At 37.9% G+C, this 12,169-nt stretch carries 12 protein-coding genes; 8 read left to right on the top strand and 4 right to left on the bottom strand.

Annotation, left to right across the window (positions count from 1 at the left end):
* Positions 1–67: 67 nt before the first annotated feature.
* Genes N8L33_RS05610 through sdaAB form a run of 3 tightly spaced genes read right to left on the bottom strand, consistent with a single transcriptional unit; the run spans position 68 to position 2,274 of the window.
* On the bottom strand, positions 68–700 hold the full coding sequence (locus N8L33_RS05610) for an HAD family hydrolase (protein ID WP_218764727.1): 633 nt from the start codon (positions 698–700) through the stop codon (positions 68–70).
* Between the two features lie 21 nt (positions 701–721).
* Positions 722–1,594 (bottom strand): L-serine ammonia-lyase, iron-sulfur-dependent, subunit alpha, encoded by an 873-nt coding sequence (gene sdaAA, locus N8L33_RS05615; protein WP_000500043.1) that lies wholly within the window; start codon positions 1,592–1,594, stop codon positions 722–724.
* Positions 1,595–1,602: 8 nt separating this feature from the next.
* A complete protein-coding gene (gene sdaAB, locus N8L33_RS05620; RefSeq protein ID WP_000838912.1) occupies positions 1,603–2,274 on the bottom strand; it encodes an L-serine ammonia-lyase, iron-sulfur-dependent subunit beta in 672 nt (223 codons plus the stop codon).
* A 241-nt stretch (positions 2,275–2,515) separates the two neighbouring features.
* Between sdaAB and apf the strand changes: the two genes are divergently transcribed.
* Positions 2,516–3,136 (top strand): aggregation-promoting factor, encoded by a 621-nt coding sequence (gene apf, locus N8L33_RS05625; protein WP_261059143.1) that lies wholly within the window; start codon positions 2,516–2,518, stop codon positions 3,134–3,136.
* Between the two features lie 51 nt (positions 3,137–3,187).
* Here apf and N8L33_RS05630 read toward each other — a convergent pair whose 3' ends face one another.
* Positions 3,188–4,051, bottom strand: coding sequence for a helix-turn-helix domain-containing protein (locus N8L33_RS05630; RefSeq protein WP_261059145.1), 864 nt, complete (start codon positions 4,049–4,051; stop codon positions 3,188–3,190).
* Positions 4,052–4,232: 181 nt separating this feature from the next.
* On the opposite strand from N8L33_RS05630, the gene N8L33_RS05635 reads away from it, so the two are divergent.
* The 7 genes from N8L33_RS05635 (at position 4,233) to N8L33_RS05665 (ending at position 12,166) form a co-directional block, all read left to right on the top strand.
* Positions 4,233–5,078, top strand: a complete 846-nt coding sequence (locus N8L33_RS05635) for an ABC transporter ATP-binding protein (protein ID WP_261059146.1) — start codon at positions 4,233–4,235, stop codon at positions 5,076–5,078.
* A gap of 15 nt (positions 5,079–5,093) precedes the next feature.
* Positions 5,094–5,822, top strand: a complete 729-nt coding sequence (locus N8L33_RS05640) for a hypothetical protein (protein ID WP_261059147.1) — start codon at positions 5,094–5,096, stop codon at positions 5,820–5,822.
* A gap of 498 nt (positions 5,823–6,320) precedes the next feature.
* Positions 6,321–6,908 carry a hypothetical protein gene (locus tag N8L33_RS05645; protein WP_261059148.1) on the top strand — a complete coding sequence of 196 codons (588 nt, stop codon included), beginning with the start codon at positions 6,321–6,323 and terminating at the stop codon, positions 6,906–6,908.
* 285 nt (positions 6,909–7,193) lie between these two features.
* Entirely contained in the window at positions 7,194–9,302 is a 2,109-nt protein-coding gene (locus N8L33_RS05650) for a bacteriocin-associated integral membrane family protein (protein WP_261059149.1), read from the top strand.
* A complete protein-coding gene (locus N8L33_RS05655) occupies positions 9,299–9,940 on the top strand; it encodes an ABC transporter ATP-binding protein (RefSeq protein ID WP_261059150.1) in 642 nt (213 codons plus the stop codon). The genes N8L33_RS05650 and N8L33_RS05655 overlap by 4 nt, the downstream gene beginning before the upstream one ends.
* A 206-nt stretch (positions 9,941–10,146) precedes the next feature.
* Positions 10,147–10,953: an ABC transporter substrate-binding protein gene (locus tag N8L33_RS05660; protein ID WP_261059151.1), complete on the top strand. Its 807-nt coding sequence runs from the start codon at positions 10,147–10,149 to the stop codon at positions 10,951–10,953.
* Between the two features lie 16 nt (positions 10,954–10,969).
* On the top strand, positions 10,970–12,166 hold the full coding sequence (locus N8L33_RS05665; RefSeq protein WP_261059152.1) for an argininosuccinate synthase: 1,197 nt from the start codon (positions 10,970–10,972) through the stop codon (positions 12,164–12,166).
* Positions 12,167–12,169 lie beyond the last annotated feature (3 nt).

The raw sequence follows: 12,169 nt of genomic DNA on the forward strand, positions 1-12,169 counted from the left end.
ATATGCATTTTGTTATGTAGAGACTTACTTTATTTTCTTCTGAAATGGGGTTGTCGCCCAGTCTATGTTATTGAAAATACTCCAAAACTTCTAAGGGTTTGTGAGCGATATAATCAGGTTGATAGTCTAGTAAATCTGCTTGCTCTCCAAATCCCCAAGTGACGGCCAATTTCTGAATGCCTGTTTCTTGAGCTCCCAGCATATCAAACTTGGTATCTCCGATGATGATGGCTTGTTCCGGTGTTAGTTGATGTATCTGTAAGGCTTGGCGAATGACATCTGCCTTATGGGGTGCTTCAGGGCTGGAACCATAAATGCCATCAAAGAAATGATGGATTCCCAAGTTTTTAGTCATGTCTTGAGCGGTTGGAGTATTCTTTGTAGTGGTGATATAAAGAGGGTAATTGCTCGATAACTTCTCAAGCAAGTCTACAATCTGAGGAAAGAGTTGAGCTTCATGGATGCCTTTTGCTTTGTAGTAAGAACGGTATATCTGGATAGCCTCAGAAATTTGGTCTTTGGGAAGGCAGGTCGCAAAACTACTTTCGAGAGGCGGTCCCATAAAACCACGAATAGTTTTGGCATCAGGGCTAGGCACTCCGAGCTCCTTAAAGGTATGGGTAAAGGCATTGTGAATCCCGATAGAACTATCAACGAGGGTTCCGTCCAGATCGAAAAAAATCGCTGTGATAGAGGTCATGGTTTCTCCTATTTGATAAGCTTATTCTCCGAAAATTTCTTTTTGGAGGCGACGACCAGTTGGTGTGGCAGCGAGTCCACCTTCAGCTGTTTCACGAAAGGCAGTTGGCATGCTTGCTCCTACTTGGTACATGGCATCGATAACTTCATCCACAGGAATTTTAGATTCGATACCTGCCAAGGCCATGTCTGCTGCGATGAAGGCAAAGCTAGCTCCCATAGCATTGCGCTTGACGCAGGGAACTTCGACCAAGCCGGCAACAGGGTCACAGATGAGGCCCAGCATATTTTTAATGACAAAGGCAATGGCTTGACTGGCCTGATAAGGTGTTCCACCTGCAGCCAGAGTCAAGGCTGCAGCACTCATAGCAGAGGCCGAACCAACCTCGGCCTGACAACCACCTTCAGCACCTGAGATAGAGGCATTATTTGCGATGACTAGTCCAAAGGCACCGGCAGCAAAGAGGAAATCCAGTTGTTGCTCGTGGCTGAGGTCTAACTTTTCAATAGCAGCAGTGAGAACGGAAGGCAGACAGCCAGCACTTCCTGCGGTCGGAGTAGCGCAGACCAAGCCCATTTTAGCATTGTGTTCATTGACTGCGATGGCATTTCGGGCAGCAGAGAGAATCGTGTAATCTGACAGAGTTTTTCCGTTTTTAATGTAGTGATCCAGTTTGGCAGCATCTCCACCTGTCAGGCCACTACGAGATTTATTTTCATTGAGGCCAAGTTGGACAGAGGCTTTCATGACCTCCAGATTGCGTTCCATGAGAAGGAGGACTTCTTCACGTTCGCGACCGGTCAATTCAAACTCTGTTGTAATCATGAGTTCTGCGACATTTCCTTGAAAGTCCAGATCTGCTTGCTCGACCAATTCTTTGATAGAATAAAACATGTTTCCTCCTATTTAAAGAAATTGACATTGTGGAGATGAGGGATTTTTCGAATTTCTTCGATGGCCTCATCACAGTTGCGACTGTCAACTTCGATAATCATAATAGCTTTTTCACCAGCTTTTTCACGAGTAACATTCATCTGGGCGATATTGATACCATAGCGGGAAAGGGCCTCTGTTACGAGGGCAATCATACCTGGAATATCTTGATGAACGATGATGATAGTCGGTGTATTCATATTGAGGGAGACGGCAAAGCCATTGAGTTCGGTTACCTGGATATTCCCTCCACCGATAGAAATACCAGTCACGCTGATGGTTTTATGGGCATTTTTGACGGTAATTTTAGTGGTGTTTGGGTGAGGGGCATTGCTGTCTTTTTGAATAGTCCAGACAATCTTGATGCCACGCTTGTGGGCAATCTCCAGGCTGTTTGGGATTTCAGGATCATCTGTATCCATGCCTAAAATACCTGCAACAAGGGCTAGGTCTGTTCCGTGACCACGATAGGTCTTGGCAAATGAGTTAAAAAGTTGGAATTCGACTTCTGTCGGAGTATCATCAAAAATGGAAGAGACAATCTTCCCAATACGAACAGCACCAGCGGTATGGCTACTAGATGGGCCAATCATAACTGGTCCGATGATATCAAAGACAGATTGAAAACGAAGTGATTTCATCAGTTTCCCCTTATAAAAATTCTTATCTCTATTATATCAAAGAATAAAGGTCTTGACTTTAATTGTGGATGAAAACCTTTCTAATACCTCAAATAGCATAAAAATAGTATCTTTTATGACAAAAAATACCTTATTTAGGGAAATAAAAAATAATTTTGTAATATTTCTACATAAAAGTGTCAAGAAACGGTAATATTTAAAGGGTATGATAGAACTATAGAAAGAAGGAGAATTTTCAAATATGAAATCAACAACTAAAAAGATTAAAACAACTCTTGCAGGAGTAGCTGCCTTGTTTGCAGTATTTGCTCCATCATTTGTATCTGCTCAAGAATCATCAACTTACACAGTTAAAGAAGGTGATACACTTTCAGAAATCGCTGAAACTCACAACACAACTGTTGAGAAATTGGCAGAAAACAACCACATCGACAACGTTCATTTGATTTATGTTGGTCAAGAGTTGGTTATCGATGGTCCAGCAGCGCCAGTAGCATCAGCTTCAACGACTTATGAAGCTCCAGCTGCCCAAGATGAGGCTGTTTCAGCTCCAGTGGCAGAAACTACAGAGGTAGAGGAAGAAACTCCAGTAGCAAGCGAAACAGTAGCAGAAGAAACTGTTGCTTCAACTGTAAGCGGATCTGAAGCAGAAGCCAAAGAATGGATCGCTCAAAAAGAATCAGGCGGTAGCTACACAGCTACAAACGGACGTTATATCGGACGTTACCAATTGACAGATTCATACTTGAACGGTGACTACTCAGCTGAAAACCAAGAACGTGTAGCAGATGCCTACGTTGCAGGACGTTACGGTTCATGGACAGCCGCTAAAAACTTCTGGCTTAACAACGGCTGGTATTAAGAAATAATGAATAGAATAATATGAAAAGGTCGAGGAAATCCCTCGACTTTTTTATCTTTCCTTCGGTTGAAAATAGATCTCTACTTCTTTTTTGAGATGAGACAGCATAGAAGTTTCCTCGGTCAGCTCCAGAAGTGAGAAACCTTTTTGGATAAGTCTAGCGTCATCCCTACAAATCCCGATACGGACATAGCAGATAGCAAGTCTATCGTAGTGCTTCTTTTTCTTGGCATCCTCTAGTAAAGTATAGCAGATTTGTTGACACATGTTTTTGTCTTGATGGTATAAGTAAATGGTGGACAGATTGAGTAGGATTGCCATTCGTAAGTCATATAAATGTTGGTAGTTTTTATAGACTTCCAAGCGTTGCAAGATTTTTCCAGTAATGAGATGGAGGTGATCAATGGGAAAGCTGAAAAGGATGGTATTGAGGATTTTTAGGTCATTTTCATACCATGTATCTTGTTTTTCAATTTTTTCCCAAAGTTTTTTGACAGTCTGTTTCACTTGGTCTGACAGTTGCTCTGTACCATGTTGACGGATATGAATGACAATTTCCAACATATCTCTGATTTCTTCTATGGGCAGGTCGTGGTGGGTTTTGAGATAGTCTTGGCATTTTTGAAATAGTTTTTCGAGTTCACTAGTCCCTAGGGTTGAGCTCATATTGAGATAGATTTGCATGATTTCTGTTCGTTGGCTCGGTTGATAGAGGTGGCAGATATAGTCAAACTCTTCAAAACTCATATTGATTTGCCGGAGAAGAAACTCCATATTTTCATATTTGGGAGTTACTTTACCACTTTCAATTTTTGATAAGCTGGTTCTTGAGAGAGCCTCCCCACAGACCTCTTCTTGGGTCAATCCTTTTGACTCACGTATTTCTTTATAGACTTTTCCGAAATCATAACGCATGGGCGTTCTCCTTTTTGTGAAAAAAGTTAACAAACAATAAAATCCTATTAAAAATATTGTATCATAGTAACAGGAATAGTAAAAAAGAAAACTAAAATAATGTGTGAAAAAAGTTAACTAATTTTAAAATAGAGTAAAGAAGAGGTATACTGTAGATACAAAATACAGGGAGGAATAAAAAATGGAAGTTATAAATGTAAGTAAGCATTATGGTCATTCAATCATTCTCAAAGATATAAATTTTGAACTTAATAAGGGTGAAATTGTTGGTCTAGTAGGGAGAAACGGAGTTGGCAAGAGTACATTGATGAAAATTCTTGTTCAGAATAATCAACCGACTTCAGGGAATATTATAAGTAGTGATAATGTTGGGTATTTAATTGAAGAACCAAAATTATTTTTATCTAAAACAGGTTTAGAGAATTTAAAATATCTGGCAAACTTATATGGTGTTGACTACAATCAAGAAAGATTTGGGAGTTTGATTCAAGAGTTAGATTTGACTCAGTCTATTAATAAAAAAGTAAAGACCTATTCTTTGGGTACAAAACAAAAATTAGCTTTGCTTCTAACTCTTGTTACGGAACCCGATATATTGATTTTAGATGAACCGACTAATGGTTTAGATATTGAATCATCACAAATAGTTTTAGCGGTTCTAAAAAACTTAGCTTTACATGAAAATGTGGGAATTTTAATATCGAGTCATAAATTAGAAGATATTGAAGAAATTTGTGAGAGAGTTCTTTTCTTGGAGAACGGGCTTTTGACATTTCAAAAAGTAGGAAAAGATAGTCATAATTACTTGTTTGAGATAGCTTTCTCATCAGCTACAGATAGAGACATTTTCATTACCAAACAAGAATTTGGGGATATTGTTCAGGAAGAGGGACTGAGAGTTACTATGTCTGGGAATATTCAAAGTAGTGAGCTTTTTAAATTTTTTAACGAAAACTCTATTAAAGTAGTTGATTTTGAAACTAAAAAAGAGACGCTTAAAGATATTTATCTAAATCGTTCAAAATAAAGGAAGGTTACAATCATGAAATTAAATAAATTGAATTTTCTTAAGGAAAATATAAGAGATTTATATTCATCAGGCGTAATATATCTCGGTTTGATTATCTCGTTTATACCGCCGATACTGGTTACATTCTTTATTCTAAAGACTCAAGGGACATCACTTGGTATTAAGCATATTTCAAATTTTTATGCTATGCTCGGTATGTTAATGGCTGTTATACATGCTAACCGAATTATTAGCAGGGATTTTTCCCACAATACGATCAGTTTATTTTATAATCAACAGAAGAATCGGATGATTTACGTCTTGTCTAATTTTCTATATGCCATCTCAGTTTCCATTATTTATGCTTTGAATGGCATTGTGCTACTAGTCATTGTAAGTAAATTGGGTGTTCCAGGTGATTTAGGATTAGATTTTATAGTAGCCATTGTAGTCAATACAATTTTGTTAGTCCTATTTTATTTTTTATTATCTTATATTTTCTATTTATACAAATTGAAAAGTGGCTTGGTATTTGGTATTTTAGTAGCTTTACTACTTTTTATCCCTAATATATTAAATACGATTATGATGAATACTAGTAATGATTTGTTTATCAAAGTAATTGAACTTCTTCCTTTTTATTCCTTACCTGTATTTGTGGCTTCAAATACGATGTCTATTAGTCAGTATCTTGTGGTAATCACTACAATCATTTTATTGTATTTTTTCACTCTCAAGAAAAGCAAGGAGTATTCATTTTAGTTTTATTTAGAATTATTTTGCAGACTTAAAATCCAGCAAAAAATAAAAAGATGTTGCGCTGACTAAAGAAAATTAGAATGTATAACAGAGGTAAACAGATAATTGTAGGGGAATTAAGCCTTCTATTGATGAGCATGAATTTTCTTATAACATTATCCAACAAACTGACCTATGAAACTTCAAAAATTCAAAAACCACACGGTATTCCTTTCAACTTGATTGTATTCAAGACTGAAACTACTTGAAAATATTTAATATTTTTCTTTAATTACTTGACAGGTTATATATGTTGATTTATAATATGGGTAAAATAGGGATTGTGTAAGCGTTAACAAATACAGTGCCCTTAACTTTGTATTCAGCAAAGAATTATGATGCAGCTAGAAAAGAAAGAATTCTAGCTTGATACAATGTCACCAGTTTTATTTAAAGTTGTTATGGAACTATTTTCAAAATAGATAGGCCTCTAGGCGGAAAAGTTAATCAGGAGGTTAAGTAATGAACTATAATTTAAAATATATCTTATCAGTAATATTTATCATAATTTTTATAGGTTTCCTAGTCTGGATGCGTTATTTTAATCAGAAGAAGGAAGAAGAGCATTCGGATGTGTCTTTTGAAGCGAGGTTAGATAGTGAGGTCAAGACCTTATATAAACAACTAGGATTGGGTGAGGAGCCTCACTATTTCTTAGCTTATCGTTACCTACATCCCTGGTTTAATTTGGCGATTTTACCACCAACAGTTGAAATTTTCTTAACTAAAATAGCGCTGGTGACGGTAACTCCAGATGAACTACTGATAAGAAATCTTGGGAATGGGATGACTTTCACAAGTGAGCATCATCGTGATTTGAGACAAGGACTTATCCGCATTCCAAAATCAGAGATGAAAGAATTTGAGATTCGTAACTGGAAAAAATTTTTTGTATTTGGCGATTTTTTGACAATTAAAACAAGCCAACATAGCTATTATTTGCAGGTTAGAGATGATGGACTTCAAAAAGGAAGTCTTTCTACCAAACATTTCTCCGACTTGAAACGACAAGATTTTCTCGGATTATTGACAGATAAACGGACATTCTGATTGACAATTGCCCTAGTGGCTTATTGTAAACTTTACAAATGAGCTGTAAACACTAGAATTCATTCAGAAAGGCAATTCCTATGAAAAATAAAATTTTAATCATTGTTTATATTTTAGCCTCGCTAATCATCAGTTTTATAATCTTTTCACTTTTGCATATTGATTTTAAATGGTGGACAACTCTGGCTATAAGTGCAGGATTTATTTACACCTACTTAAGGTCTAGCAAAAAATAAAAAGTACCTGCACCTATCTCGCTTTCGTTTCTTCACGGGAGGTATCTCTATGAAAAAAATCAGTCATCTTTGTATGCTCCTGCTTTTGCTGTGTACTACGTTTTTTGTCCTGAATGTAAATGTTACACGTGAAATAGTGCGGATTCAGGAGATGGGCAAGACAACCTATTCATTTGACTTGTACTTGAAAGATGTCACTAAACCGACAGAAACGATTCTCCAATTTTTTGAAGAGGTTGCAAATCAAGACAAGGTCTCTATTATCAAAGTAGATAATGGCGATGAAGCCGTCAAGGCTGGTGTTTTTAATAAGGAAACCTTCCCCTATCAGGAGTTCGGTCTGACTTCTCTTGATTTTTCAAAGAATGAGAAGGGGGTCTACAGCAACCAGGATCTTCCCAATAATCTAGGAACCATTCCCACCTTTTTAAAGGTGAAACTCATTCGACTCCAGACCTTCCAATCCTATATTGAGGATAAATCCCATACTGTAAATGGGCGCTACATGATTACCTCCAGCAAAGAGATAGATCGCGATACCATTCTACAAAAGTGGAGTGATTTTTTCCAGATAGATAAGACGATTTTATTAGAACCCACTTACCGAAGTCAGGTTGGAGTGCTAAATCAAGAGTTGTTACTATCTATCATTATCTTTATCTTGGCAATCTTGCTTGTGATTTTAATGACAGTTTATCAGCCGATGATGGAGATGAAACGAGTGGGGGTTCAAAAGTTACTTGGTTTCCAAAGTAGAGCGATTTTAGCTGGTTTTGTAAAGACTAATTTTTATCTTCTCTTGGGTGGAAGTCTTATCATTGACTTGGGACTATTTTTAGTGCTGGACTACAGACCAAAACTTCTGTTCCCAAGTTTACTCTTATCCCAATTTCTGCTTTTACAGTTGTATTTGTTCATCAGTTGGCTGACCTACCTGATGATTCAGAAAATGACAGTCAGCTCCATGTTGAAAGGTTTTTCATCTGTCAAACTTGGTCTCATCTTCAATTATGTGATGAAAATAGGGACAACTATTTTACTGACGGCCTTACTGATTGGGGTGGGCAGAAGTTTAGAACAAGAAAACAAAGAACTTGCTTATCAGCAACAGTGGGTAAGTCAAGGTAATTACCTGACCTTAGAAACCTTCAAACTCAATGATAATCTGTGGCAAGAAGAGCTAGCAGGGTCAGGGAAATCTACAGATTATTTCTACCAATTTTATCAAGACTTGCTAGCAAAAACACAAGTAAACTATGTGCGAAGTACGAGTCTTCCTATCAAACCAGTCATCAAAGCTGAACAAGTGCAGAACTACCAACTGCCTGATAAGGTAGATGTTTACTATGCTAATAGCAATTTTCTAAAGAGCAAGGGATTCAAGTTACCAGATACCAGCACTAAAAAAGTTATTTTGATGCCAGTCAGTGACAAAGGACAAGAAGGCAAGAATCAGTTCTTGGGAAAATCCATCGCCTATCTTTCTATGAGGTATGAAGATCAGCAAAAGCAAACAATAGAAGATATGGATGTAGAAATTGCCTACTATGAAGGAGATTGGTCTTTCTTCCCTTATAATAATGAGCGAAAGGAAAATCTCCACAATCCAATCATTAGTCTGGTAAATGATCAAGACATGATGTGGGAAGAAAAGACTCACTTGTCAACGACAGGTTTAAACAATCCGATGAAAGTTGAAAATACAGAACAAAATCAAAAAGTGATTACAGAGTTAGTCGATAACTTATCAGATGGGACTTATTTAAAATTTTCATCGATTCAAGCAATTCAAGAGGGTATGGTTGATACCTATCGGGATTCTGTTCGTAATTTTAACGTTCTTTTTGCCTTATTTGCTCTTCTCAGTATGATTGTCTCCTACTTTTTACTCGTTACTACTTTCTTGTTGAAGCGCAGGGATATCATTACCAAGAAGTTTATGGGGTGGAAACTGGTCGATCGCTACCGCCCTCTCCTCGTTCTTCTTTTGTTGGGCTATAGTCTCCCTCTTCTAGTCTTGATTTTCTTTGCCCATGCGCTCTTGCCACTTCTGCTGTTTGCAGGCTTTACATGTTTGGATATACTATTTGTGCTAGGCTTGGCTTCTAGGATGGAGAAAAGAAGTCTAGTAGAGTTATTAAAAGGGGGCATCTTATGATTGAGTTGGAAAATATTACGAAAACCATTGGGGGAAAAGTGATTTTGGATCACTTGTCTCTCAGGATTGATCAGGGGGATTTGGTAGCCATTGTTGGCAAGAGTGGTAGTGGTAAGTCAACCTTGTTAAATTTATTAGGTTTGATAGATGGTGATTATAGCGGACGGTATGAGATTTTTGGCCAGACAAATCTAGCGGTTAATTCTGCCAAGTCACAAACAATAATCCGTGAACATATCTCTTATCTGTTTCAAAATTTTGCCCTGATTGATGATGAAACGGTCGAGTACAATCTCATGCTGGCGCTGAAATATGTGAAATTGTCCAAGAAAGACCAGCTCAAAAAGGTGGAAGAGATTTTAGAGAGAGTAGGTTTGTCAGCTACTTTGCATCAAAAGGTCTCCGAGTTGTCTGGTGGCGAACAACAACGAATTGCAGTTGCTAGAGCCATCTTAAAACCCAGTCAGCTGATTTTAGCCGATGAACCAACAGGTTCTCTGGATCCTGAAAATAGAGATTTGGTCTTGAAGTTTCTCTTAGAGATGAATCGCGAGGGGAAAACAGTTATTATTGTGACCCACGATGCTTATGTAGCCCAACAATGTCATCGGATCATTGAATTGGGCGAGGGGAAATGAGTTTGTTCAGCTACTTTTGACTGACTGAATACTCATGTTTTTTAGAGAGAAATAGCATAAATACGCCTAGGAATGACATTTTTATGTAGTATTTCTAGGTTTTTTTGTTTCGAATTGAAAATTTTTTCAATTTAGACTTGACAAATGATGAGCATAGGAGTATTATTTATACAACCAAAAAGAATAAACATAAAGGAGGCTTTGTTATGAATAAGATGAAGAAGGTGTTGATGACGATGTTTGGTTTAGTGATGCTCCCCCTACTATTTGCTTGTAGTAACAATCAATCGGCTGGAATTGAAGCTATCAAGTCCAAAGGAAAATTGGTTGTAGCCCTCAATCCAGATTTTGCTCCATTTGAATATCAAAAAGTTGTTGATGGGAAAAATCAGATTGTGGGTTCAGATATCGAATTAGCCAAGGCTATCGCAACAGAACTAGGTGTCGAATTGGAACTATCTCCCATGAGTTTTTACAATGTACTGGCTAGTGTTCAATCAGGAAAAGCCGATCTTGCCATATCTGGTGTTTCTAAGACAGATGAACGGAGTAAGGTATTCGATTTTTCAACTCCCTACTATACTTCAAAAAATAAGCTCATTGTCAAAAAATCTGATTTAGCCACTTATCAGTCTGTAAACGACTTGGCGCAGAAAAAGGTCGGAGCGCAGAAAGGTTCGATTCAAGAGACGATGGCGAAAGATTTGCTTCAAAATTCTTCCCTCGTATCTCTGCCTAAAAATGGGAATTTAATTACAGATTTAAAATCAGGACAAGTGGATGCCGTTATCTTTGAAGAACCAGTTGCCAAGGGATTTGTGGAAAATAATCCTGATTTAGCAATCGCAGACCTCAATTTTGAAAAAGAACAAGATGATTCCTATGCGGTTGCCATGAAAAAAGATAGCAAGGAATTAAAAGAGGCAGTTGATAAAACCATTCAAAAGTTGAAGGAGTCTGGAGAATTAGACAAACTCATTGAGGATGCCTTTAAAGCGTCCATTGAAAAATAGAAAGAAGGAAAAGAACATGAGTAAAGAAAAAGTAATTTTGGCCTATTCTGGCGGTTTGGACACATCAGTTGCTATTACCTGGTTAAAGAAAGACTATGATGTTGTTGCAGTTTGTATGGATGTGGGTGAAGGGAAAGACTTAGATTTCATCCATGATAAGGCTCTTAAGGTTGGGGCAGTAGAATCTTATGTCATTGATGTTAAGGACGAATTTGCTACAGATTATGTGCTAGTGGCTCTCCAGTCACATGCCTACTATGAACAAAAGTACCCCTTGGTATCTGCCTTGAGTCGCCCTCTTATTTCTAAAAAATTGGTTGAAATCGCGCATCAGACAGGAGCGACTACAATTGCTCATGGTTGTACCGGTAAGGGGAATGACCAAGTACGTTTTGAAGTATCGATTGCAGCCTTGGATCCCAATTTAAAAGTGATTGCGCCCGTTCGTGAATGGAAATGGTCTCGGGAGGAAGAAATTCATTATGCCAAGGAAAATGGGGTACCTGTTCCTGCTGACCTTGACAATCCTTACTCTGTTGACCAAAATCTTTGGGGACGTGCCAATGAGTGTGGTATTTTAGAAAATCCATGGAATCAGGCTCCAGAAGAAGCCTTTGGTATTACATCTTCCCCAGAGGAAGCTCCAGATACGCCAGAATACATTGAAATTGAGTTTAGTGAAGGTGTTCCAGTTTCCCTCAATGGAGAAGGGTTAAAATTGGCAGATTTGATTCAAAAACTCAATGAAATAGCTGGAAAACATGGGGTCGGACGGATTGATCACGTGGAAAATCGCTTGGTGGGGATTAAATCAAGAGAAATCTATGAGTGTCCAGGTGCAGTGACCTTGCTGACAGCTCATAAGGAAATTGAGGATTTGACGCTTGTGAGAGAAGTGGCGCATTTTAAACCAATTATAGAAAATGAATTATCAAATCTCATTTATAATGCTTTGTGGTTTAATCCGGCTACACAAGCCTTGATTGCTTATATTAAAGAGACCCAAAAAGTTGTCAACGGGACTGCAAAAGTTAAACTCTATAAGGGGAGCGCTCAGGTCGTGGCTCGGAAATCACCAAATTCACTTTATGATGAAAATTTGGCGACTTATACTAGTGCAGATACCTTTGACCAAGATGCGGCTGTTGGCTTTATTAAGTTGTGGGGACTTCCAACCAAGGTTCATTCTGAGGTTCAAAAAAGCGCCAAATAGGGT

It is taken from the genome of Streptococcus mitis (genome assembly GCF_946188695.1).
Classification (GTDB): Bacteria; Bacillota; Bacilli; order Lactobacillales; family Streptococcaceae; genus Streptococcus; species Streptococcus mitis_DF.

What these genes read in the sequence shown, in the direction of transcription:
- N8L33_RS05610 (WP_218764727.1), bottom strand. Translation starts at nt 700, where the DNA reads ATGACCTCTATCACAGCGATTTTTTTCGATCTGGACGGAACCCTCGTT.
- sdaAA (WP_000500043.1), bottom strand. Translation starts at nt 1,594, where the DNA reads ATGTTTTATTCTATCAAAGAATTGGTCGAGCAAGCAGATCTGGACTTT.
- sdaAB (WP_000838912.1), bottom strand. Translation starts at nt 2,274, where the DNA reads ATGAAATCACTTCGTTTTCAATCTGTCTTTGATATCATCGGACCAGTT.
- apf (WP_261059143.1), top strand. Translation starts at nt 2,516, where the DNA reads ATGAAATCAACAACTAAAAAGATTAAAACAACTCTTGCAGGAGTAGCT.
- N8L33_RS05630 (WP_261059145.1), bottom strand. Translation starts at nt 4,051, where the DNA reads ATGCGTTATGATTTCGGAAAAGTCTATAAAGAAATACGTGAGTCAAAA.
- N8L33_RS05635 (WP_261059146.1), top strand. Translation starts at nt 4,233, where the DNA reads ATGGAAGTTATAAATGTAAGTAAGCATTATGGTCATTCAATCATTCTC.
- N8L33_RS05640 (WP_261059147.1), top strand. Translation starts at nt 5,094, where the DNA reads ATGAAATTAAATAAATTGAATTTTCTTAAGGAAAATATAAGAGATTTA.
- N8L33_RS05645 (WP_261059148.1), top strand. Translation starts at nt 6,321, where the DNA reads ATGAACTATAATTTAAAATATATCTTATCAGTAATATTTATCATAATT.
- N8L33_RS05650 (WP_261059149.1), top strand. Translation starts at nt 7,194, where the DNA reads ATGAAAAAAATCAGTCATCTTTGTATGCTCCTGCTTTTGCTGTGTACT.
- N8L33_RS05655 (WP_261059150.1), top strand. Translation starts at nt 9,299, where the DNA reads ATGATTGAGTTGGAAAATATTACGAAAACCATTGGGGGAAAAGTGATT.
- N8L33_RS05660 (WP_261059151.1), top strand. Translation starts at nt 10,147, where the DNA reads ATGAATAAGATGAAGAAGGTGTTGATGACGATGTTTGGTTTAGTGATG.
- N8L33_RS05665 (WP_261059152.1), top strand. Translation starts at nt 10,970, where the DNA reads ATGAGTAAAGAAAAAGTAATTTTGGCCTATTCTGGCGGTTTGGACACA.